This is a genomic window from Cupriavidus laharis, from assembly GCF_914271435.1.
GTDB lineage: Bacteria > Pseudomonadota > Gammaproteobacteria > Burkholderiales > Burkholderiaceae > Cupriavidus > Cupriavidus laharis.
On sequence record NZ_CAJZAI010000012.1, the window covers coordinates 115716 to 136655 of the forward strand.

The window sequence follows — 20940 nt, forward strand, 5'->3', positions numbered from 1 at the left end:
AAAAATCATGATTCCGGCCGATAAGGCCGCCAAGCTGTTGCCCCGTGGCAAGAAGGTGCACACGTTCTTCAAAGTCTTCGGCTGGATGGGGGCCGACGTCGATCGGGACAAGGTGCTGGCTGCATTCGAGTCGGCCAAGGAGGTCGAGATCTCGGCCGACGCGGCAGGCTTCAACCATCACCTTGCCGTGGTGATGGACGGCATGCGCACCTACATCGACACCAACCAGACCGCGCTCCGCAACCTGCATCCGCAGCTGGCTGGTGCATGAGGGGAGCGATCGATGGACCTCATCGTCAGCGTTTGCCTGAATGCCCCGGCATTCCACGGCTCTGCCGGACCCGCAGAGGCGGCCCGCCGGCTTCGCCAGTTGGCCAGTGAAATCGAAACCAACGTGCCGGATTTCTCGGCTTGCCCGGAAGGGCATCGAATTGCCGGCTCCCCGGAGGACTGCAGCTGTATTGCATACGTCGCGGACCTGTAGAAAACCATTCTTCCAATCCACCCATGGGGGCACGCCCCTATGGGGGTGCCCTGTCCAAATGAAGGGGCACCATGCAAGCCATTTCTCTCTTCCCCGTTGGGGCACTCGATCCCATCGAGGACCTGGCGGATCGGGCCATCCTGGCCATTCGCCAATTGCTGGAGGCCGGACATCCTCTGGTCGTCGCCTACAGCGGCGGCAAGGACAGCAGCATCGTGGCAGCACTCGCGTTGCATGCGGCTGTGCTTCACCGCGCCGCCGGCGGCAACCCACTGGTGGTGGTCACCACTGGTGACACGCTCGTAGAGTCACCCGAGGTGACGGAGCATTACCGCGCCGAGCTGAGCCGCATGCGTGCGTTCGGCAAGCGGAACGGCATTAAGGTGCAGACGGCCATCGTCCAGCCCGTGCTGGCCGCAACATTCCAGATAAAGGTCTTGTCGGGCCGGGCGCTGCCAAGTTTCCCCGGTACGCACGGTGACTGCTCAACCGACCTCAAAATACTCCCACAACGTGCCTTCCGGCGCGGGCTCTTCCGGTCGCTGTCCCAGCAAGGACACGCCGAACCCGTAACGCTGCTTGGCACGCGTTACGCGGAAAGCGCACGGCGCAACGTCAATATGCGACAGAGAGGGGAATCAGCAACTCGGCCTGCGCGCAATCAAGACGGAGACTTGGTGCTTAGCCCGGTTTGCCACTGGCAGGACGACGACATTTGGGAGGGCCTCGCTCTTTACGGCAGCAGCGTGCGGCCCGGCTACTCCGACTTCGAGGACATGCGTCGCCTCTACGCGCACGCGGTGGGCACGTCCTGCGCTGTTGTCGCTGACGCGATCCTCTACGGAGGTAGCGGCTCGCGGCGCCAGGGTAAATGTGGCGCCCGGCTCGGGTGCCACGTATGCCAGATGGCCGAAGACAAGAGCCTGGCCAACATGGTCGAATACGACGAGCGCTATGCCTACGCCGCAGGCCTGCAGCGGCTGAACCGCTTCATCCGGAACACCCGCTTCGACTGGGGCCGTCGCCACTGGGTGGGTCGAACCATACGCGGCGGCTTCATCAAGGTCCAGCCGGACACCTACCATCCAACGATGGTGCGGGAACTGGTGCGGTACATGCTTCAACTGGACTACGACGAGCAGTGTCGCGCTGAAAGAGCCGGGGAACGTCCAAAGTTCGAACTCCTGCCGTTGGACATGCTGGTAGCCGTCGACGCGCTTCAGTCGCTGAACGGGCTGGCTAGACCGTTCGCGGCCTGGGCCGACTGGCGCGATATCCGCACGCGCGGTATCCGGTACGACATCCCGGACGTGCCACCGGTTGCGCAGACTGCTGTGCCGCAGGCGCGCTTTCTGCACGTCGGTGAAGAGTGGGACGATACGGCCGCCGCTGCGGAGTGGACCGGTCTGCGCGATCCCTACCTCGAGAGCTTCACGGCGGATTCGGCCTGTGGGCCGGAGATCCAACTGACGGCGAGCGGCCGCGCGATCTGGTCGTTACCGACAGATCAGCAGTTTTCCGTGGACGTGGAAGCTGCGCTGCTGATTTCCGAGTTCGAACTGGACCGCTTGTTGGAGACCCACGATGCCGGCGTGGCGCCTGGTCAGGTCGTCTACGGCTACCGCTGGTACGCGCAGTACGGCTGCCTCACGCTGTCGCACGGACAGCGCGCCGAGCACGACGAGGTCGCGCGGCGCACCGCGTACAAGGACCGCCTCGGGCTGACCCTTGAGTATGACGTCGGGGCCTTGCGCGAGCGGGCGCTGCCCTTCGAAGCCTTGCAGCCGGCTGGACAGGCGGCGTGGCAGCAGGTCGCGACGCCGCAGCATTCGCTGTTCTGATGACCGTCAACATGCAGAAAAGCCCCGGAATCTCACGATTCCGGGGCTTTTCCTTTTGCAGCTGTCGGCCGCGAATCGATTACAGCGCGGCGTCCTTGAGCTTCTTCAGGGGACGCACTTTCACCTTCACGCTGGCCGGCTTGGCGGCGAACCATTGCTCCTGGCCGGTAAAGGGGTTCTTGCCGAAGCGCTTCTTGGTGGCGGGAACCTGGATTGCTTGCACCTTGAACAGGCCCGGCAGAGTGAATTCGCCAGCGCCCTTCTTGTGAATGGCGCTGACGATGGTGTTTTCCAGATGGGCCAGCACCGTTTGAACGGTCCTCTTTTCCAGCTGAGTCTGCTCGATCAGGTGAGTCAGCAGGCTGGACTTATTGAAGGTGTCCTTGATGGGCTTGCCGACCGGGGCGGCTGCGGCGGCCCTCTTAGCCGGGGCGGCAGCCTTCTTGGCCGGAGCGGCTTTCTTCGCTGCGGTCTTCGTTGCAGTCTTTGCTACGGGTTTTGCTTTCGTGGCCATAGTCTTAGGTCTGGATAGAAATGCGCGCCTGCCAGCCGGATTTGGCTTTCATCGCACCGGCGAAGCATAGCAAAGAGGGGCGGCTGTGCAAGGCCGGGATTTCACGAGGCGTTCGAACGCTGCGCGCTTACAACGGTCTGTCGACAGGGATCGTGGCCGCGATGCGATCGCACGTGCGGTGGCTGGACAGGCCGAGCATCCGGCTGACTTCCTCGCGTGAGCGGCCGGCCATGAGGTGCCGGCGGCCGAAGGTGTTGCGCAGCGTGCGCGGGCTCAGCTCCGTATCCGTCTCGCCAATCGCTTCGAGAACCGCTGACACGATCCGTCCGAAGCTCATGTCCGTGATGGGGCGCCCGTCCGGATTCAGCGTGAACAGTCGATCGCCCTCGATCGGCAACGTTTTGCGCCGCGCCAGCCATGCACGAACGACGGGTACGGCAAAGTCGGGCAGGTGCACCGTGCGGGCGTCTCGGGGCCCGTGAGCGGCCACGAAGAGGTAAGGAGGGCGGGCGTTAGTGACTAGATCCGCGATGCGTGCGGCACGCGCTTCCCCTGCGGTGATGCCTGTCGCCAGAAACGTGGCCACGATGGCGTGGCTGCGCAGTTTTGCTAGATCGTTGACAGGCAAACTCAAAAAAGCCTGCAGCCGGGCATCGTCGTCGACGTCGAGATACTGAGGCGTGGGCTCCATGTCCGGCCACCGCTCGGTAGCAAGAAGCGGGGCGGCTGGGTTGTCCTTGCGCACGCCGGCGAAGACCAGATGTCGGCATAACCGGTCCAGCAGCTTGACGTACCGCATACGCGTGGCTTGGGAATAGGTTCGGGCCTCGGGGCTTAGCCAGAAGGCCTCGATATCATCGGCGCCAAATGCGACGACGGACTTCCCCCTGGCCAGCAGATGCCGGCGGAAGTGTTCGAACATGGCCTGATGCTGGACGATCGAGCGTGCCGCAAACGGGCGGCGATCGGCGCCGGCCGCCTCACGGGCTTGCCAGTCACGGTAGGCTAAGGTGGGATGACTGAGCCAGAGGGTATCCATGACCCCTGTTATATACTGAATTTGCTCTTGCCCACACCCCTGCCGCCTCACCGAGGCGGATATTGCGTGCAGCTGTCACGTCTCAAAGTTGTTGAGTTTTGTCTCACAGTTAGTGGGTTGGATTCTCAAAGTTAATGGGTAAAAGGCGCTGATGATGTCTGCGGCATGCTACGTGGAGGTAGACGTTGCCTGGAATCCGGCGCGGCGTATCACGGGCGGCAGCTTCCCCCGGCAGCTTCGAGGCCTTTTTAACGCGCTGCGCAAGGCGTCTGCGGGACAGCGATCCGGCGGGGCCACGCGCCTGGAGCGGACGGCGGACACCACGATCCGCCATGTGATGACCGATATCGTACAAAAACTGCGGACCATGCAGCAGCTGTGGCAGCAAGCGAGCGTGGCGTATTCCGACCCTCTAGCAGGGCAGGGGGGAATTGGGAGGAAACCTGCGGCCTGCTACACCGACTCGATGGAATTCAGAGACTGAAGAAGAACATAGTGCTGACCCAGTCTGACAGGGCCAAGCATGCACTCCGAGTTTGGAAGCTCTCGCTTCTATTACTATGCTTGACTCGGACGTTTCCGCTCTGACGAGCGGAAACGAAAAGCCGCGTAACGCAGTTGGCGCTGCATCACGCGGCTTAGAGTTCTGCGCAGGACCACGAGGCCTACGCATGTACGAAGTTTGATCATTGGGGTGGTACGTCCTCAGTATTGAACAGCGGGCATGCCGGGTCAAGGATTTTGTCGTCCTGCAATTCGCGAGGCGATTGAAACAATCCCCCGCGTGGAGGCTGATATGCCTGCCACCGCTCTGCCCACAGATCCCCTGGGGATATTCCGATGGAGTCCCGCGACACCCCGCATCGGTCGCCGAGCCGTGAGCTACTACGCAAGGTGGCCTTCTCCGACGCAGGGGCGCTCGATACTGCTGCAAGCCAAGGAGCTACTCCCGGTCACGGGCTTCCTGGAGGCCTGCGCGGTGTTGCAGCTCATCCAGCAGTTTCACGAGCAACCAGGGGTCCTGAGCCAGACCGCGGCCGGAGGATCGGTTGAGTACCGCCCGGACTTTGTCTTCTCCCGCAGCGGAAATTTGTATCTCGTGTTCGCGTGCGCGCGGTCAATTGCGCGGACCGTTGATTTGGCTGCCGATCTGATCGCCTACTACCAGGCGAAGCCCGTCAATTTTCGCGTTTGCCGATTCTCGCCGACCAAGGCAACTGTCGCCGCGCTGTTGGCTCTGAGTCCTGCACAACTCAAGCGGGGATTGCTCAGCGATGCCGAACGACGGTTAGTCATGCATCTCTTCGAGGAATGGACGGATACGCGTTGAATGCCGCCTCTATGGCGCGAGAATTGCCAACTACCAAGAGCGAGGTCGGCGGTTCATTCGGGGGATAGCTATGAAGCGAAACGATCAAGTTGCGACGTTGAAAATAGAGAAGCCCGTTGCATGTGCCTCCGAGCTTCTCGAAGCGGCGAAGGCAACGTCGGCGTGCGTGGGGAGCGGTTCCGGCACCTTCCGGTATGGAGGGAGGACCTATCAGGTTTGCGTGGCGCTTGACGCCAGGACGCTTATTTGCCGGGACCTGCAGGATGGCAAGCTCGTCGAGTTCGGTACGGATGAGGTCGGCTTTCCGCCGGCCGCTATTGTGGCGGGAGCAACTGGCCAGCTCCGCGACGCGCCTGATACTGTGCGCAAGGAGACCGCGCGACGGCGCCACTATCTGCGCGAAGTCGCCAGGCATGGCACAGGGGCGTTCCGCCGAGGCGACAGTTTGCGTGCCATCATTCGCCTTGTCGCGCAGCAATTCGGGGACGAACGGCCGCCGTCCGACTCCACGGTGGTGCGCTGGTGGCAAGCCCTGTTGCGCGATGGTTTCGCGGGACTGGTGTCTCATACGGACCTGCGGGGTGGAAAAGGGAAATCCCGCCTGAGTGCGGGCCACGTCGAAAAGATAACCGTGGCGGTGAAGCAGTGTCTGCAGCGACCCAGGCGTTCGGTCATTGAAATCCTTGGTGAGGCCAACCAGCAGGTCGCAGCGGAGAATGCTTGGGCACCTGGCGCGCCCGAGCGGCCGATCAGCCGTGCGACCCTTTACCGGTTTCTGCGGAGTCGGCCTGCCATTGAGCGGTTGTGTGCGACAGTCGGAGCGGCCGAGGCGCACCGGATGCTCAGTCTGTCCAAGGCGAATCACAGTGAAGATGTGCAGCGGCCACTTCAATGCGTTCAGTCCGACCACGGTCAACTCGATGTGATGCTTGTTGATGAAGTAACCGGGGAGCCGGTAGGTAGGCCATACCTTTCTGTCATGGTGTGTGTCGCCACGCGCATGGTCGTGGCGTGGGACGTTTCGCTGGCATCCCCCAACGAACAGACCGTTCTCGCCCTATTGTGGCAAGCCATGACAGGACGACCAAAAGGAAACCAGAAGCCGATCGCCGACTATGCAGGCATCGACGATGGGAAGGCTGACCAGCCAAAAGAACTTCCGCGACGCCTGGCCCACGGCCAGGTCGAAATGCTGCTGTTCGATCGTGCCAAGGAGTTCGACTCCGCTGCGGTGCAGTCGGCGTGTTCAGATCTGGACATCGTGGCGATGTTTTGTCCAGCTTATAGTCCCGACAGGAAGGGATATGTCGAGCGATTCATCGGGACCATCAATCGAAGCTTCATTAGTTCATTGCCGGGTACCACCTACGGTAATCCAAAAGAGCGTCGCGGTTACGACGCGAGTGCCAACGCTGCCCTGACCATTTCAGGCCTTCGCGCGGTTGTCCAGGTCTGGGTCGATACGGTCTACGCATCGACGCCGCACGATGGCCTGAACGGAGCGACACCCGAAAATGCCTGGCGGAAACTGGCTAAAGGATGCCGACTCGATTCGCTGCACAGCGACGAGGCGGTCGCACGCGCATGCCGCCCACGGGAGCGGCGGCACATCGGAAAGAGTGGCATCAAGCTGTTCGGCAATCAACGATATGCCTCTGTCGAGCTCGAGGGAGTGCGGGTTCAATTTGGTCTGCACTGCGAGGTCACGGTTCGCTTTGATCCATTGGACATCGGCCAGATCTGGGTCACTCATCCGCAGACTCAGTTTGAGCTGGTCGTACCAAACGTCGATGCGACCTACTCGCGTGGTCTCACGCTACGCGAGCACGAACTTCTGCGCGAACGCCAACGTGCAAGCAATCGTAGCGCGACAGACGCCTTCCAACTGACAACAAACCGCGAGGCGGTGCGTCGGGAAGTCGAACGGGCGCAAGTGGACAGGACCATGCGACGGCGCAAGGCCGCGGCGATTGCCAAGGATATCGATCGTCGCGCCATGCCGGTGATGCCTGCTGCGGCGTCGTTCATTGTTGAGGCAAGCACTGCACCGACACTCGGTGGCTTTCGCATACGCGCGCGCAAGGAGTTGCTAGGCTTCGCCATAGGCGCTACGAAGCGTCTTGGTGCGTTGCATCCGTTGCCAAATGCTGATGGCTCAGATGGAGCGAATCATGAAGAATGATGTGGAGGGCTTGGGGGCCACGCGCGAAGTATCGCGGTACATCATCGACTATCCTGCATTCCATGATCTGAGGGAGAGAATGGAACGCATGCTTCGTTCGCCCGATCCATGTGGCCTACTGATCGTGGGGGATACAAGAGTGGGAAAGACCACGCTGGCGAAGTCGGTCCTGGAGGCGCACCCCAGGACCATTGTCGATGGCACACCAAGCGTTCCGGTGCTCTACATCGAGATCCCGACCATTCCGACAGAAAAGTCCATCGCTCGCGCTCTGATGTTGCAACTCGACGTGACGACGAGCCTGACACTCAGCGAGCAGGAATTGATCGCCCGCTTTGCCAAAATTGCGGAGTACTGCCGGATTCAGCTGGTGATCATTGACGAGTTTCATCACTTCACGGAATCGTCGCACTATCCAAAACTTCTCCGATATGCAAATTCGGTGAAGAGCCTCATGAATCGAGCCAGTGTTTCGGTGGTGCTGATGGGGCTTCCGAGCTCGCGTGCGATCCTCGATAAGAACCAGCAACTGCGTGGCCGGTTCTCATCGGTACAGCACATCGGTGCATTCGCGTTGGACGATTGCGTCCAGTTTAATGATTTTTTGGACGTGTTGCGAGCATTAGCGGAAAAGCTCCCCTTTGAAAACGCAATAGAACTGGCTGGCGAACTGTACGGGCCGCGCATGTGGTATGCGACCCATGGGGCCTTGGGGTACGTGAAGAAACTGCTAATTGAGGCCATTGAAATGAGCGAAACGAACAAACATAAACTCACCATGGCCTTGATGGAAAAGGCGTTCACGGTGGCGATCTGGCATGACGGAGTTGGGAAGTTGAATCCGTTCAACCGCAGCTTCAGTCACCATCTTCTGGACGAAGTCGGACAGCCGTTCTGCCCGGACATGACGTTCTGAGATGAGAGGTTTTCTTCGGACTAGCAGAGACACCAATCTGGCCACATTGCCAATCGAAGACCGGCGCTCCTCGTCAGTGCGTGCAGCGCATCTTCCTGAGCAAGCGTTCCGGTCGGAAGTGTGGACATGCGGCCAGCCGACAGATCATGAGATTCTGCGCGGTTATACGCTTTGGACTGGCATCAAGTTGGACGCGAAGGCGACAGTCTTACTCAGAGAGCGCGCCACGCGAAACGTGGAGTTCGATCGGCTTCGCCACCGTGCGTGCTTTTGCCCGGTGTGTTTTCAGGCTGAGCCGGTCTGGCGTGACGAGTGGCAACTGCGAGGTGTGCTCGCGTGTCTGCTGCATGGAGTTCGCCTGGTGGCGGAGTGCCCCATCTGTAGGAGGTCATTGAGCTGGCGTCGCCGCGATCTTGGCCACTGTAGCTGTGGATTTCCATTGCCACTCTGGCCGCGTGAGGTAGCCAACGACGGCGAGGTAGCCGCCACCCGGTACGTGTTGTTTTCAGAGGGACCGACCGGCAAGACTCGATGTGGATGGACAGGTCTGTCGCGACAGGCGCGCGTGTCCTTTCTACGGGCGCTTGGCTACGCCTGGTTAAGGGAGGCTGTTACTGCACGCCAACAGTTGAGCAACCTCGACGACAGGGATGCCCGCGCCTTTTCGGCAGCAGGTGACGCAATTTTGAGCTTAAAGGACCCGGTCTCTTTCCTCGTAGAGGAATTTGCCGAAGTCAACGACAGCAAGTTCTTTGAACTTCATAAGCTGGTTACTATCGAGTTGTACCGAGGTATGCAATTTTCGTGGGTCTCAGAGACAGCCTCAGAGTTGCACCAGCACTTTCAGGCAGCAATCGCAAGGTTCTTCGCGGGCAGTGTGGGCGCGGGTCAGGTGCTCAGCTACTGGATACCTATCTTCCTCGGTGGCTCGACCAATTGGCCAGCGGATATCGAGCCGCTTACCAACCGGGGAGGAGGTGTCGTCCCGTTGCAGCACCGTACGATCTGGGCGAATGAGCCGGAGAACGTCTCGCTGACGGATCTTCGGCGCGCTTGGCTTGCGCGACAAGGAGGGCAGTCAGCTCGTGACATTGCGGAGAAACTCAATGTCCCCGTGTCAATCATCGCCCGCATGCTTCGGCGAATTGGCTGCAGAAAATATGGACCAGAGCACAGGTATCCCCACCAGGCAGTTGAAGTGCTGCTCAGCGATTATAGGAGGACAAGCAGGGTAGCTGATTACATCGACGTCGCAACTGTAATGCGGAACGGGATGACACTGGACGAGTGCGTTAGACGAATGCTGGACCCCGAATGCGTCCATCGGCGCGCGGTGGCGCTTGTGTACTGTGGAGGCGAATACCAGTTGAAGTTTGCCAAGAGGGCTCTTCCAGATTGCCCCTCCGTTCGAGTTGTGGTGCCGAGCGGCTACGGGGGAGGCCGACGCGACGTGCGGTGGGCCAGTGTCAGCGTCGCGGCGAAGTTCTTGCGAGTTGAACGAGATGCGATCATTCGTTGGGCTCGAGAAGGGCGCCTTGGTATCGTGCTGCCTGGTGTACCAAATGAGGAAATGGGTATTCCGCGGGAGGCGCTACGGCGCATGCAGAAGAAGCGGCGGGCTATCGTCGCGCGCTGAGGGCTGAACGCAAAAAGAACGTTTTCTTAGAAAAGGATTGGTTGCGCGTACGCATCCCGATTGATGCGGACCATCTCATGTCGATGCGTCTGGATGCCGAAATACGGTGGCTTACGGAAGAAGTAGGCGGCAGTCACATGGCCAAGTGATTTCACATAGCCATGTGACTGGGAGGTAGAGCTACGCGGTTCTTTCCACTCCGCCGTCGCCGTGTACCCACTTACTGTGAGACAAGCTGCGTCTTTTACCCAGTTACTGTGAGAATTTTGCTCAGTTAACTTGAGACGGTGCCTTGTAACCCATTGATTTTTTTGCGATCGGGCTCCCATCAACTTTGAGACGTGACAGCAGGCGAGAGGTCAGAATCGCGGCCGCCCATAACGGTTGCGGCGCGCGGCGAGCCTTGCGCGGGTGCAGGCATAGCGGGGGTACGCGACGTCGAGCATGCCCGCGATCCGCTCCAAGCGATCCTCCTGCGTGAAACAGCACGCGAGCAGGCATTCGTAAGCGCAGTAGCGCATGGTCTCCTGTAGCAGCGCATACCGCTTTTCGGGCGGGAATTGGAGATTGCCGACCTTCGCCCAGGCCTTCAGCCCGGCATGAGCAAGGGCGACGAGTTTGTCGGGTCTTGCCGGCCCCGTGTGGCATAGCTCGATCGCCTCTCGACGCAGCTCTCGGTCAAAATCGCTCATGCCGGCTCCTTGGCGAAAGGATGCAGATCTGCGACGCTGACCCAACGCGGGCGGATTCTCGCGCGCCCGCGCACGAGGTCTTCCACCTCAACATCAGCGGTGGGGCCGCTCGGCCCCTTGAAGACGGAGAGCACGCGGGCCTGGCGGGCTGGGAGAGCGGGCGCTGCCCGGTAGCGCAAGGTAGCAACGTCGCCCGCCACGATTCGTCCATAGGCGCGAAAAATCGGTGTGCCGTTGGCATGCAGACCGATCTGGTCGCGGAATGCAGGCTTCAGCCCGTCAAGAAAGGCGCCCAGCTGAGATCGCTGCATGCCGATACCACCATAGGATTCCTGCAGGACAGGCAGGGTAGGGCCGTACCGGCGCGCCAGCGCGGCGCGCATGACGCGCCGATATTCGGCACCGCCGGCGAGCATCACCGATCCGACACGCGTTGGCCAGGCACCGGGCCGAAGATAGCTCGACAAGTCGGCCATCATCTCGTCGGCGCGTTGCCGCGTCATGCGCGCGTCATATGGCGCAATTTTGGTGTCAGGATGCAGGAAGCCGTGACGCGCGGATAGGATCAGGACACTTGGCGCCGCATCGGTGCGCAGGTGTGCCCGGTACGATTGATACATGACGCCCCGGTATAGGTCGATAGCACGCGCATCCCGATCGAGCTTGGAGCTGGAGCAGGCCATCAATAGCAGGGCTGGCTCGGCGGTATCGTTGCTGAGCGTTGGCGGGAGGAGAAACAGGGGAAGCTGTGTAGTGGAGAGCATGAGCATGGAGTCGGGTTGCATGCCTTTCACTCTACAGAGCCACCGTCGAAGTCAAGTCAGCCGCGCGCTAAGGTGCGTATTTCGGGGCGCGTGATCAGCGATTTCGAGGGAACGTGATCACCTGTTTCGGCGGGAAGATGATCGCTGGTTTCGGCGGAACGTGATCACTTCGGCGAGGCCGCCGAAATCGTTGATCACGATCCCGAAACGAGTGATCACGTTGCCGAAATAGGTGATCAAGCAGCCGAAACGGGTGATCACGCACCGTAATGGGCCGGGCAAGGGCTGGGGTGGGACTGCGCATGGACTAGAACGCCGGCGATACGCTGCTTCCTTTTTGCAAGGAAGCAAGCTGATGCCGGCCAACCGGATGACCATGCGCAAGATCAAGGAAGTGCTTCGCCTGAAGTGGGCGTGTGGCCTTTCGCACCGGCAGATCGCTAGGGCGACGGGTGTGAGTGTTGGTGCCGTTTCGCAGTACGCGGCAATGGCGAAGGCAGCGGGGCTGGATTGGCCGCAGGTGGACAGCCTGAACGAGGATACGCTGGAGCAGCGGTTGTTCGGCGCGCAGAAGCCGGCCAACAGCCCGGGCGGACGGGTAACGCCGGACTTCCCCTACCTGCATCGCGAGCTGCGCCGCAAGGGCGTGACACTGCAGTTGCTGTGGGAGGAATACCTGGAGGCGAATCCAGGGATCCCCATTTACCAATACACGCAGTTCTGCTGCCGTTACCGGGACTGGGCAGCGACACTCAAACGGTCCATGCGCCAGCAGCACCGCGCCGGCGAGAAGCTGTTTGCGGACTTCGCCGGTCAGATGGTGCAGATTCTGGACCCGGAAGGCGGCCTTGCCTTCGAAGCCAGCATCTTCGTCGCCGTGCTGGGCGCGTCGAATTACACCTACGCGTGCGCCACGCGGGGGCAGACCACCGCCGACTGGATCGGGGGAATGGTCTGCGCGATGGAATTCGTCGGCGGCGTGCCTGAGCTGCTGGTGCCGGACAACCCACGCGCACTGGTGGCTCGCCCTGACCGGTACGAGCCGGTGCTGTCCCGGACCGCGGAGGACTTTGTTCATCATTACGGCACGGCCATGCTGCCGGCGCGGCCGCGCAAGCCACAAGACAAGGCCAAGGTCGAGACCGGCGTGCTGATCGTCGAGCGGTGGATCTTGGCCCGACTGCGCAACCACCGCTTCTACAGCCTGGCCGAGCTCAACAAGGCCATCAAGAAGCTCATCGCGGACCTGAACGACCGACCATTCAAGAAACTGCCCGGCACTCGCCGGGAGTGGTTCGAGCGGTTGGACCGACCAGTGCTGCGACCGTTACCGCCGCGGCGCTATGAGGTGGCAACGTTCAAACAGTGCCGCGTCAACGTCGACTACCACGTCGAGATCGACGGCCACTACTACAGCGTGCCGCATGCCCTGGTGCGCAAGGCGGTGGAGGCCCGCGTAACCCGGCACACCATCGAGATCCTGTACGGTGGCAAGCGCGTGGCGCTGCACGCGCGCAATACGCGCAAGGGCAGCCACAGCACGGTCAAGGAACACATGCCGGCGGCGCACCGAGCCCACCTCGAATGGACGCCAGGCCGGCTGCTCAATTGGGCAGCCTCGATCGGGCCCAGCGTCGCCGTCATCGTCCAATACCAGCTCACCCACAAGAGTCATCCTGAGATGGGCTATCGCGCCTGCCTGGGTCTGCTGAGTCTGGCCAAGAAGTATGGCAAGGAGCGGCTCGAAGCCGCTTGCGCCCGCGCCGTCGCTATTGGGTCGCTCACGCGCAAGTCGGTGGTCTCCATCCTTGAAAACCATCTGGACCGGCAGGCCACTCTGCCGGTATCGCAAGCCGAGTGGCATTCCCCCATGCACGACAACGTGCGTGGCCCCGACTACTACCATTAGGAAAATTATGCTGATGCAACACACCGTCGGCCAACTCAAAGCCCTCAAGCTCGACGGGATGGCGCGGGCCTTCGAGGAACAGTCCGTCTTGGCCGCCAGCGCCAGCCTGCCGTTCGAGGAACGCTTCTCCATGCTGGTCGACCGGGAGATTGCTTGGCGCGACACCCGGCGGCTGGAGCGGCTGCTGCGCTCGGCCAAGCTCAAGCACACCCAGGCTTGCCTCGAGGATGTGGTCTATGACGGCAGCCGCGGCCTTGACCAGCGGTTGGTCGCCAGCCTGGCCAGTTGCGACTGGATCCGCAATGCTCAGAGCCTCATCCTGACCGGGGCGACCGGTGCTGGCAAGTCCTGGCTGGCCTGTGCGTTTGCTCAGCAGGCCTGTCGGCAGGGATTCTCTGCGCTCTATCTGCGGGTGCCTCGACTGTTCGAGGAACTGCAGATCGCCCACGGCGACGGGAGCTTCACCCGCCGCCTGGCGCAGCTCGCGCGCATCGATGTCCTGTTGCTGGACGACTGGGGCCTACAGGAGCCTTCTGAAAGCGCCCGCGGCGATCTGCTGGAAGTTCTGGACGACCGCGTCGGTACCCGCTCGACCATCGTGACCAGCCAGCTCCCGATCGAGCATTGGCACCAGTGGTTGAATGACCCGACGCTGGCTGACGCCATCCTGGACCGGCTCGTCCACCAGGCGCACAAGGTGCCGCTCAAAGGCGAATCCATGCGCAAGCGCACGGCAACCGACGCCAAGAAACGGGCATCGTGATCACCTACGCTACAATCTCCTGACCGCGCAGTACCACCTTCCTTCCCTGATCACGTTCACCGAAACCGCTGATCACCTTCACCGAAATCCGCACTAAGGCGTTGGACCAGTGGCTTTCGTCCTCCAGCGATGTTTGCCAGCTTGGGCCAAGCAGCGAGGCTTTGCGCATTTGATACGGGCACGTTTGGCAGGTTCCGGAACACCACTGCACACGCGCGTAGGGTATTCTGGAGATGACGATGCCGAGGCTCCGTTGAGCGTGTTTTCGCCATTTCATCGCCGACCAGACGCGGTGGAGATGCTTGCGCGAGTATGTCCGCCAACTCACGGGTGAAGGGGTGGCGGGCGACGATCTGATCCATTGTATGGCGGGCCACATACCCCACCTGCAGCGTGTTTGGGTAGGTGCCAGTGAACAGCAGCTTGCCAAGTTGTGTCAGGACTATCCCGGCTTCTTTCATTACGCGAGCCTCATGGAAGAGGCGGCCGAAGCGGAGCGCGCTAACCCTACCAAGAAGTACTTGGAAATTCCGGAGTTGAATGCTCCGTTCAAGTCATGCTGGCGGCGCTGCTTACTGATGCGGCGACACTAGAGCTCGGCTATCAGGCACTAATCGAAGTGGAAAAACGAGACGGCATGGGCGGTAAGCTCAATGAACTTAATCAGTGTCACCGCATTTGGCTCGCGGAGTGTGATCGCTTTGTTGGGGCCTTGAAGGAGACGAGCGCGCAAACAATCGTGCTGGAAGCGGTCGTTCCAGCCCTCGACCAGATAGCAGACCGCATTGCCCAGCTCGAAAAGCGCGTCATCGCGGGATGATCATTACAACGATTGTCGCGGGAATAGCCTGTCATCCCATTGCACAGGCTCAGGTGTGGAGACCTGGATCCGCGGCGCATCGGGATGGTGGGGATTGACGAAGGCGTTCCACTCCAGACGGGCTACCACGGATGGCACAAGCAGGATCGCGGATCGGCCCTCGGCCAGCCAGCGATCACCGAAACTACGGGCGGCGCGGGGGGTTTCCAGCGTATCCCAGCCAGTCGGCAACTGATTGGCGGTGGCTCGTTCCACTGGCATGTCGTCAGGCACGGAGCCAATTACGAGGACATGACGGCGCGGAACCTTGCCGATGCGGGCATGCACCAGCACCTCGAGCATGGCGCCAGCAAATGTCAGCGCGCCATAAATCAGGGGCCGCCCTGGGCTGTTGAAGCGCCCACCGACCAGCATGGCGCCTGTGCCGTTCCAGACCTCATGCCGCTGGTCCGCAATCCGAAAAATCTGCATCAGGCGGACATGCCGTAGAAGAGCCGCCACAACAGTTCCTCAACGCGCCTAGCGCCGAGCTCCGTCATGGCAACATCTAGCGGCTTGCTGCCGCCGAGCAGCGGATGGGCGGCATTGAGGAATGCGCGTGCGTCGTCCTCATCGTCCCAGACGAAGTTTGCGGTGGCGAAAATGCGCGCCAGCCGCTCTGTCTTTTCCGATTCGTCCGGGGTGAGGCGCTCCTTGCGACGTTTGAAAGTGGCTTCCGGCACGATACGGGACATCAAAGCGCGTCGTTCCTCGGAAGTCCGCACCACGTGATCGACGATTTCCCGCAACGCCGACTTCGGAAGACCTTCGCGCACGGCCGCGTCGAGTTCGGCGATCGATAACAGCGGCGGGGATAGCGCCATCGCGGCGCTAATGTTCTCAGGCGAGACGACCAGCATGGCATCACCTCAAGTATCAATTGATACCAGATTGTAGTTCAAATGAGCTGGGGGGCTTCGCTGGACCATCATTGGCTAAAAACATGCTCTAAAAGACACAAGTTCAATTCTCCGCGCGACGTTCTTACTAAGAGTCGTATGCTGCTCGTGGGATGCGTCGCCATGAAATGACCAATCTAATCCCCGGTGACCAGAAATCTCGTGCTGTGTTGTATGGTCCACGCCCTGTCTGCTGGCAGGGCGTCGCGGCTTAGTTAAGGCCGCTTAACGCGCGCTGTGTCTTAATCAAAAATTCCGGAAAAATCTTATTAAGATGTCCCGACGCCGCAGGCCCAAGCTAGCCGTATCGCCATAGCCGGCCAAATTTGTGGGAACTGGCGGCACAGGATGAAGTAAGCCATCAAACGGCATCAAGGGCAGGCCATCAGCGTTGCAGCGTGTAATTTCACTATCATGAAAGATAGGGCGAACAGCCTCCCTGACTCTACTTTGAGGGACGGACCCCATGTCGCGACCACTACCTAATCCGACGCTGTCTTCGCGCGCGACGCCCTTCGTGTATCCAAACCACGATCACTACTATGGGCAGCGTGCACATTGCAAAGCTTAGTTACGCGGCGGCAATGCAGTCAGTTGGGTGGCCCCGTCACCTGGGATGCCTTTCAAGATTCGAGTTCCGACGGGCGCAAGCCGTAGCGTACAGAGCGTGGCGCAGTTCGCTTGAGGAATGGCGCCATTTTGGCGCAGTTTTTTAAACTGCGCCTGGAGCAGTATGACGTTACGCTTGGAAGGCCCGCAGCTAATGGCCAGCTGCGTATCTCTTGCATCACTTATTTCCATCCCGCGCCGAAATAAAATGCAATTAACCGACTAGTTGCACCTGCAACTATCAAATCACGGCTGCCAGCGGCATGCCGCGATCACGCCCTGCTTCAAGGTTGCGCGGGATTGCTACCAGCAACGCAAGGGCCACATCGAATCCGCGTATGGCGAAAGTAGCCATAGGCATCAGGCCGTTGTAAGATCACGGCAACTAATAACCCAAGCCGCTTAGGTTTGGTACAATCAATGCCAACGGTCTTATCGATTTCCGGCTTGCGCGTGGTGATCTACCCCAACGACCATCGCCCGGCCCATGTCCACGTGATGGGCAAAGGCTGCGAAGCTGTCTTCAATCTGCACTGCCCGAAGGGGCCGCCAGAACTGCGCGAGAACTATGGCTTTTCGGCGAAGGACTTGGGGAAAATTGTCGACGCGCTGATCGCGCATTTGGCGGCTTTGTGCCGCGACTGGAGAGGCATCCATGGAAATTACTGACGACGTGCTGGCCGCTGCTAATGCGCGCGGCGCGGCCAAAAAGGCCGCCTTCCCGGCGGTGGTGTCGGTGCGCTATGACCGGCGCGTCTCGCGAGTGGTGATCGCGCTGGCATCCGGCCTTGAACTGGCGTTTTCGCCCAAAGCGGCGCAGGGTCTGGAGCACGCCCACCCGGCGGACCTGGCCGACGCCGAGATCAGCCCCTCGGGGCTTGGCATCCATTTCCCCCACCTGGACGCGGATCTGTATCTGCCGGCGCTGCTCGAAGGTTTTCTCGGCTCCAAACGCTGGATGGCGTCAGAGCTGGGCAAACGCGGAGGTGCGGCGTCGACGGCTGCCAAGGCGGCGGCTGCGAGGGAAAACGGAAGGCTTGGCGGACGCCCCCGCAAAAGCAAGTCGCCTGCCGCCGCGTGAAACAAAGAGCGCCCCTGAAGCGCTTCAGCAGTGGCCAATCATGACGCACTATCGTTGCGAATTAACCCGCGGACGGCCGAAGTGAATGGTGGTTGGCGCTGCAATTGCTCGAGGATGGCAAGGAAGTTGGCGGCCGGTATTTCCCGCCGATCCCAACGCGGACCCGCATGCTGGCATGGCCTGGTTTAACGCACTCGCGGAGCCGGAACGCGCCAGGGAGTGGGGCAGGGCGTGCCAGGCCTGTCGACGCCTAAGCGGCCTACCTGCGCCTCGAAGCTATGACGACGCGGAGGGCACGGCCCGGGACTGTCTGGCGTCCCCGTTGGGATAAGGGAAACACCCCTATGGGCAATTCACCAGGAGGCGCGCCGCACCGGCTGGCAGCCAACATGTCGTCACGAGCCAGAGTCGACCTCGCGTGCGATCGCGAGCAGTTCCGGGGCGGCATCGGCAGCGACGCTGAGCAGCGTCATCGTGCCAACAGCGGGGTTCCAGCCAGGCACGACATCGGCGCTGCGCAGGGACGGTGTCGCGTTGCATGCTTTCTACTCTACAGACTCACCGCCATAGTCAAGGCAACCGCGCGCATAGGTAGCGCTGGACCGCGCGGAAGGCCATCCATGAGAGATCAAGGGTGCGGTCCGCACGGTCTTCATACTCTCGGCTGAAATCATCGTCATCTCGCTGGGCACCGTCGCCGACGCCCCTTTCGGGCAGCGGCTCGCGGTCTTGTGCGCGATTGCAGTCATCATGACGGTCGGCGTCTATGGCCTGGTGGGCGGCATCGTGAAGCTTGATGACGCAGGCCTGTATCTGAGCCGGCGGTCGTCGGCCGGATTCCGCTGGTTGGGCCAAGGTTTGCTGCGGCTGGCACCCTGGCTGATGAAAGCCTTGTCGCTCGCCGGGACGGCGGCGATGTTCCTGGTGGGCGGCGGCATCCTGATGCACGGCATCCTGGCGATGCACCACGTGTTGGGCGCGGCGGCACAGGCAGCGGCAGGCGTGCCCGAGATCGGCGGTGTGCTATCAGTGCTGGTCCCGTTAGCGCTCGACGGCATTGCCGGCATCCTCGGCGGTGCGCTGGTGCTGGCGGCGGTGACCGTGGTGAAGGCCGGGATGCGAGCTGCGGCCGTCGGCGCGCTAGGCAGAGTAGCAGGATACCCCTGCCGTTCGGCGGGGTGGTATGCACTAGGCCGCCCGGCGACGCACCAAACCGCAGTTTGGGGATGGCTGCTCAACCGGCCTTATCCGTAAGGCAGTCGAGCTGGCCGCAGGCGGTTCGGCATCCACAGGGTAGGGCGGTTGTGCCATTTCATCGAGGCCGACAACCACGCACAGGCAAATGCAGCACACACCCCGCTAAAACGGAATCCTTCGCGCCCGAAAAAGAGTACTGGCTCTTGAGTATGATTTCACGATCATGGAAAAATTGATGAGCCGCTTGCACGGAACGAGTTCCAATGCCACGACCACTCCCTGATTCGACGCCGCCATCGCGCGCAACCATCCGTACCATTCCGCAATTAGGTGACCGCGTCCGAGCCACGCGGGCAGGGGACGGGATGCCCATTGACCAAGCGGCGAGGCATTGCGGCGTCTCGGTCGGCATGCTGTCCAAGCTAGAGAACGGCAAGGGCGTCAATCTCGAGCACGCCCTGCGTGTGCTGGATGGCCTGGGTTTGACGATGCTGGTTGTACCCAAGGCGCATGCGACTTGGCTCGAACATGCAGCGGCTCATGCGGCCAAGATCGGCGAGGATGCTTCCAGGGAACAGCATGCCTGGCTGGAAGGGTAGAGACGCCGACAGCCCATGCGTGCGGGGCAAATCGGCGAAGAAGTACTCGTAGGAACCCAGCTACAGGGAAACATCACTCTGTCCCGGCCCCTCCGGCCATCCGATATCCCATAGCCCGGTACCCGCGTTGGCGCTTGTCCCACATCCGCAGCAAGGCCGCGTGGCCCGTATCGACAAAATCGATGATTCGTACGTCGGTCTTCTCGGCATGCTCCCGGTGCAGCCGGCCTGCGTACTGTTGCAGGGTTCCTGTCCACGACACAGGCATCGCCAGCACCAGGGTGTCGAGTGGCGGGTGGTCGAACCCTTCACCGACCAGTTTGCCGATCGCCAGCAAGACGCGAGGTGCGTCGGCTGGCAGGGTGTCGAGCGCGGTGATCAATGCGGCGCGTTGCGGCTTCGACATCCGTCCGTGCAGCGCGAATAGCGGGGAAACTCGCCCGTCCAATGCAGCCTGGATGGCGTTGAGATGTTCAGTGCGTTCTGTCAGCAGCAAAATCTTGCGGCCTTGCTTGAAGGCCTCGAGCACTTCCGCAGCGATGGCGTCAGTGCGGGCCTGATCGTGGACCAGGTGCCGGAATACATCCTGAATGCCAGCTCCTGTCGGCAACTCGATCGGCGAAGGGCAGGTGTGCGGGACGACCTCCAAGGCGTGCGGTGAGCTGGGCGGCTTTGCCGCCGTGTACCGGATCGGCCCGCACTGCATGAAGATGATGGGCTGCTGGCCATCCCGTCGAATCGGGGTGGCGGTCAGGCCAAGCACGTACTTCGCCTTGGTCCGTTTCAGGATCGCGTCGAACGACACAGCGCCGATGTGGTGGCACTCATCGACGATGACATGACCGTAGTGCTCGACCAGCGGGTTGACTTCGCCTTGCCGCGACAGCGATTGCATCACGGCGATGTCAATCTTCCCGGAAGGCTTGACCTTGCCCCCGCCGATGGTGCCAACCACGCCTTTGCCGGCGCCCAGAAAGGCTTGCAGGCGCTCCTGCCATTGCTTGAGCAGTTCCGTGCGATGTACCAGCACCAAGGTATTCACACCGCGGCGGGCGATCATGGCCGCCGCCGTGACCGTCTTGCCGAAAGCGGTCGGTGCGCATAGTACGCCAGCATCGTGCTGCAACATCCCGGCAACGGCAGCCTCCTGGTCGAGGCGAAGCGTGCCGACGAAGGCAACATCGATGGGCTCACCGGAGTAGCGCTCGTCGCGTAGATCACAGCGGATGCGGTTGTCGCGCAGCAGTTCGAGCGCGGCATTGAGACAGCCACGCGGCAGGGCGATGTGCTGCGGATAGTTTTCTGCATTACCGATCACGCGTGGCTTGTCCCACACCGACATCCGCATCGCTTGCGCCTTATAGAACTCGGGGTTCTGGAACGCCGCCAGACGAATCAGGCGATTGGCCAGCGGCTGCGGCAATTGCGCCTTCTCAAAATAGATGAGGTTGGCCAGCGTCACGGTCAGGGACTCCGGCATCTTGCCTGTGAGCTTTTTTACTGTCGAGGCTTCGCGCTTCCATGGTGTGGCCAAATCCTCATCGCCGATGAAGGTGACATCCAGCGGGTGGACGCTACCGGTGGCACGAATGATGGTGGGCTCGATGTCGTGCGGCGCCATCGGCT

General features: G+C 61.2%; 21 protein-coding genes and 2 pseudogenes. 15 read left to right on the plus strand and 8 right to left on the minus strand.

All coding sequences use genetic code 11. The features are described 5' to 3' along the window. Positions 1 to 7 precede the first annotated feature (7 nt). The 3 genes from LDO29_RS21400 to LDO29_RS21410 all read left to right on the plus strand — a co-directional run bounded on the left by LDO29_RS21400 (position 8) and on the right by LDO29_RS21410 (position 2325). Positions 8 to 271 (plus strand): hypothetical protein, encoded by a 264-nt coding sequence (locus LDO29_RS21400; protein ID WP_224081742.1) that lies wholly within the window; start codon positions 8 to 10, stop codon positions 269 to 271. A gap of 12 nt (positions 272 to 283) precedes the next feature. After that, the gene (locus LDO29_RS21405) at positions 284 to 484 is read left to right on the plus strand and encodes a cell division protein ZapA (RefSeq protein ID WP_224081743.1); all 201 of its coding nucleotides are present in this window, start codon (positions 284 to 286) and stop codon (positions 482 to 484) included. 71 nt (positions 485 to 555) lie between these two features. Continuing rightward, positions 556 to 2325, plus strand: a complete 1770-nt coding sequence (locus LDO29_RS21410) for an adenine nucleotide alpha hydrolase family protein (protein WP_224081744.1) — start codon at positions 556 to 558, stop codon at positions 2323 to 2325. Positions 2326 to 2404: 79 nt separating this feature from the next. Here the strand turns inward: LDO29_RS21410 and LDO29_RS21415 are convergent, their stop codons facing one another. Both LDO29_RS21415 and LDO29_RS21420 read right to left on the minus strand, forming a co-directional pair. Further along, positions 2405 to 2839, minus strand: a complete 435-nt coding sequence (locus LDO29_RS21415) for an HU family DNA-binding protein (RefSeq protein WP_224081745.1) — start codon at positions 2837 to 2839, stop codon at positions 2405 to 2407. 127 nt (positions 2840 to 2966) lie between these two features. Then, positions 2967 to 3878 carry a tyrosine-type recombinase/integrase gene (locus LDO29_RS21420; protein WP_224081746.1) on the minus strand — a complete coding sequence of 304 codons (912 nt, stop codon included), beginning with the start codon at positions 3876 to 3878 and terminating at the stop codon, positions 2967 to 2969. Positions 3879 to 4755: 877 nt separating this feature from the next. Between LDO29_RS21420 and LDO29_RS21425 the strand changes: the two genes are divergently transcribed. The 5 genes and pseudogenes from LDO29_RS21425 to LDO29_RS21445 all read left to right on the plus strand — a co-directional run bounded on the left by LDO29_RS21425 (position 4756) and on the right by LDO29_RS21445 (position 9942). Continuing rightward, positions 4756 to 5208: a hypothetical protein gene (locus tag LDO29_RS21425; RefSeq protein WP_224081747.1), complete on the plus strand. Its 453-nt coding sequence runs from the start codon at positions 4756 to 4758 to the stop codon at positions 5206 to 5208. Positions 5209 to 5278: 70 nt separating this feature from the next. Continuing rightward, entirely contained in the window at positions 5279 to 7390 is a 2112-nt protein-coding gene (locus LDO29_RS21430) for a Mu transposase C-terminal domain-containing protein (protein WP_224081748.1), read from the plus strand. Then, the gene (locus LDO29_RS21435) at positions 7380 to 8306 is read left to right on the plus strand and encodes a TniB family NTP-binding protein (protein WP_224081749.1); all 927 of its coding nucleotides are present in this window, start codon (positions 7380 to 7382) and stop codon (positions 8304 to 8306) included. The genes LDO29_RS21430 and LDO29_RS21435 overlap by 11 nt, the downstream gene beginning before the upstream one ends. Before the next feature lies 1 nt (position 8307). Next, a pseudogene (locus tag LDO29_RS28375) lies at positions 8308 to 8613 on the plus strand (hypothetical protein); the annotation flags it as partial. Positions 8614 to 8934: 321 nt separating this feature from the next. Continuing rightward, positions 8935 to 9942 carry a hypothetical protein gene (locus tag LDO29_RS21445; protein ID WP_224081778.1) on the plus strand — a complete coding sequence of 336 codons (1008 nt, stop codon included), beginning with the start codon at positions 8935 to 8937 and terminating at the stop codon, positions 9940 to 9942. A gap of 359 nt (positions 9943 to 10301) precedes the next feature. Here the strand turns inward: LDO29_RS21445 and LDO29_RS21450 are convergent, their stop codons facing one another. Beyond that, on the minus strand, positions 10302 to 10634 hold the full coding sequence (locus tag LDO29_RS21450; RefSeq protein ID WP_224081750.1) for a hypothetical protein: 333 nt from the start codon (positions 10632 to 10634) through the stop codon (positions 10302 to 10304). Beyond that, a complete protein-coding gene (locus LDO29_RS21455) occupies positions 10631 to 11419 on the minus strand; it encodes a DUF6884 domain-containing protein (protein WP_224081751.1) in 789 nt (262 codons plus the stop codon). Before LDO29_RS21455 ends, LDO29_RS21450 begins: the two co-directional genes overlap by 4 nt. Positions 11420 to 11753: 334 nt before the next feature. Here LDO29_RS21455 and istA point away from each other — a divergent pair, with 334 nt between their 5' ends. Continuing rightward, positions 11754 to 13307 (plus strand): IS21 family transposase, encoded by a 1554-nt coding sequence (gene istA / locus LDO29_RS21460; protein ID WP_224081776.1) that lies wholly within the window; start codon positions 11754 to 11756, stop codon positions 13305 to 13307. A 7-nt stretch (positions 13308 to 13314) separates the two neighbouring features. Beyond that, on the plus strand, positions 13315 to 14070 hold the full coding sequence (gene istB / locus LDO29_RS21465; RefSeq protein ID WP_224081752.1) for an IS21-like element ISRme9 family helper ATPase IstB: 756 nt from the start codon (positions 13315 to 13317) through the stop codon (positions 14068 to 14070). Positions 14071 to 14126: 56 nt separating this feature from the next. Here istB and LDO29_RS21470 read toward each other — a convergent pair whose 3' ends face one another. Next, entirely contained in the window at positions 14127 to 14531 is a 405-nt protein-coding gene (locus LDO29_RS21470; protein ID WP_224081753.1) for a hypothetical protein, read from the minus strand. A gap of 95 nt (positions 14532 to 14626) precedes the next feature. On the opposite strand from LDO29_RS21470, the gene LDO29_RS21475 reads away from it, so the two are divergent. Continuing rightward, a complete protein-coding gene (locus LDO29_RS21475) occupies positions 14627 to 14890 on the plus strand; it encodes a hypothetical protein (RefSeq protein ID WP_224081754.1) in 264 nt (87 codons plus the stop codon). A gap of 3 nt (positions 14891 to 14893) precedes the next feature. Here LDO29_RS21475 and LDO29_RS21480 read toward each other — a convergent pair whose 3' ends face one another. Together LDO29_RS21480 and LDO29_RS21485 are read right to left on the minus strand one after the other, a co-directional pair. Beyond that, entirely contained in the window at positions 14894 to 15361 is a 468-nt protein-coding gene (locus LDO29_RS21480; RefSeq protein ID WP_224081755.1) for an RES family NAD+ phosphorylase, read from the minus strand. Next, positions 15361 to 15789 carry an antitoxin Xre/MbcA/ParS toxin-binding domain-containing protein gene (locus LDO29_RS21485; protein ID WP_224081756.1) on the minus strand — a complete coding sequence of 143 codons (429 nt, stop codon included), beginning with the start codon at positions 15787 to 15789 and terminating at the stop codon, positions 15361 to 15363. The genes LDO29_RS21480 and LDO29_RS21485 overlap by 1 nt, the downstream gene beginning before the upstream one ends. A 1068-nt stretch (positions 15790 to 16857) precedes the next feature. Here LDO29_RS21485 and LDO29_RS21490 point away from each other — a divergent pair. The 4 genes and pseudogenes from LDO29_RS21490 to LDO29_RS21505 all read left to right on the plus strand — a co-directional run bounded on the left by LDO29_RS21490 (position 16858) and on the right by LDO29_RS21505 (position 19314). Further along, positions 16858 to 17106: a DUF4160 domain-containing protein gene (locus LDO29_RS21490; protein ID WP_224081757.1), complete on the plus strand. Its 249-nt coding sequence runs from the start codon at positions 16858 to 16860 to the stop codon at positions 17104 to 17106. Beyond that, positions 17093 to 17518 carry a DUF2442 domain-containing protein gene (locus LDO29_RS21495; protein WP_224081758.1) on the plus strand — a complete coding sequence of 142 codons (426 nt, stop codon included), beginning with the start codon at positions 17093 to 17095 and terminating at the stop codon, positions 17516 to 17518. Before LDO29_RS21490 ends, LDO29_RS21495 begins: the two co-directional genes overlap by 14 nt. Positions 17519 to 18142: 624 nt before the next feature. Continuing rightward, positions 18143 to 18643 (plus strand): annotated as a pseudogene (locus LDO29_RS21500) (DUF808 family protein); the annotation flags it as partial. 335 nt (positions 18644 to 18978) lie between these two features. Continuing rightward, complete coding sequence (locus tag LDO29_RS21505; RefSeq protein ID WP_224081759.1) at positions 18979 to 19314, plus strand: helix-turn-helix domain-containing protein; 336 nt, start codon at positions 18979 to 18981, stop codon at positions 19312 to 19314. A 73-nt stretch (positions 19315 to 19387) separates the two neighbouring features. On the opposite strand, the gene LDO29_RS21510 is transcribed toward LDO29_RS21505, so the two are convergent. Continuing rightward, positions 19388 to 20935 carry a DEAD/DEAH box helicase family protein gene (locus LDO29_RS21510; RefSeq protein ID WP_396022704.1) on the minus strand — a complete coding sequence of 516 codons (1548 nt, stop codon included), beginning with the start codon at positions 20933 to 20935 and terminating at the stop codon, positions 19388 to 19390. Positions 20936 to 20940 lie beyond the last annotated feature (5 nt).

Coding starts and splice junctions, on each gene's coding strand:
- LDO29_RS21455 (WP_224081751.1), bottom strand. CDS start 11,419: ATGCAACCCGACTCCATGCTCATGCTCTCCACTACACAGCTTCCCCTG.
- istB (WP_224081752.1), top strand. CDS start 13,315: ATGCTGATGCAACACACCGTCGGCCAACTCAAAGCCCTCAAGCTCGAC.
- LDO29_RS21495 (WP_224081758.1), top strand. CDS start 17,093: ATGGAAATTACTGACGACGTGCTGGCCGCTGCTAATGCGCGCGGCGCG.
- LDO29_RS21435 (WP_224081749.1), top strand. CDS start 7,380: ATGAAGAATGATGTGGAGGGCTTGGGGGCCACGCGCGAAGTATCGCGG.
- LDO29_RS21485 (WP_224081756.1), bottom strand. CDS start 15,789: ATGCTGGTCGTCTCGCCTGAGAACATTAGCGCCGCGATGGCGCTATCC.
- LDO29_RS21475 (WP_224081754.1), top strand. CDS start 14,627: ATGCTGGCGGCGCTGCTTACTGATGCGGCGACACTAGAGCTCGGCTAT.
- LDO29_RS21470 (WP_224081753.1), bottom strand. CDS start 14,531: ATGAAAGAAGCCGGGATAGTCCTGACACAACTTGGCAAGCTGCTGTTC.
- LDO29_RS21410 (WP_224081744.1), top strand. CDS start 556: ATGCAAGCCATTTCTCTCTTCCCCGTTGGGGCACTCGATCCCATCGAG.
- LDO29_RS21490 (WP_224081757.1), top strand. CDS start 16,858: ATGCCAACGGTCTTATCGATTTCCGGCTTGCGCGTGGTGATCTACCCC.
- LDO29_RS21480 (WP_224081755.1), bottom strand. CDS start 15,361: ATGCAGATTTTTCGGATTGCGGACCAGCGGCATGAGGTCTGGAACGGC.
- LDO29_RS21505 (WP_224081759.1), top strand. CDS start 18,979: ATGCCACGACCACTCCCTGATTCGACGCCGCCATCGCGCGCAACCATC.
- istA (WP_224081776.1), top strand. CDS start 11,754: ATGCCGGCCAACCGGATGACCATGCGCAAGATCAAGGAAGTGCTTCGC.
- LDO29_RS21510 (WP_396022704.1), bottom strand. CDS start 20,935: ATGGCGCCGCACGACATCGAGCCCACCATCATTCGTGCCACCGGTAGC.
- LDO29_RS21420 (WP_224081746.1), bottom strand. CDS start 3,878: ATGGATACCCTCTGGCTCAGTCATCCCACCTTAGCCTACCGTGACTGG.
- LDO29_RS21450 (WP_224081750.1), bottom strand. CDS start 10,634: ATGAGCGATTTTGACCGAGAGCTGCGTCGAGAGGCGATCGAGCTATGC.
- LDO29_RS21415 (WP_224081745.1), bottom strand. CDS start 2,839: ATGGCCACGAAAGCAAAACCCGTAGCAAAGACTGCAACGAAGACCGCA.
- LDO29_RS21405 (WP_224081743.1), top strand. CDS start 284: ATGGACCTCATCGTCAGCGTTTGCCTGAATGCCCCGGCATTCCACGGC.
- LDO29_RS21400 (WP_224081742.1), top strand. CDS start 8: ATGATTCCGGCCGATAAGGCCGCCAAGCTGTTGCCCCGTGGCAAGAAG.
- LDO29_RS21430 (WP_224081748.1), top strand. CDS start 5,279: ATGAAGCGAAACGATCAAGTTGCGACGTTGAAAATAGAGAAGCCCGTT.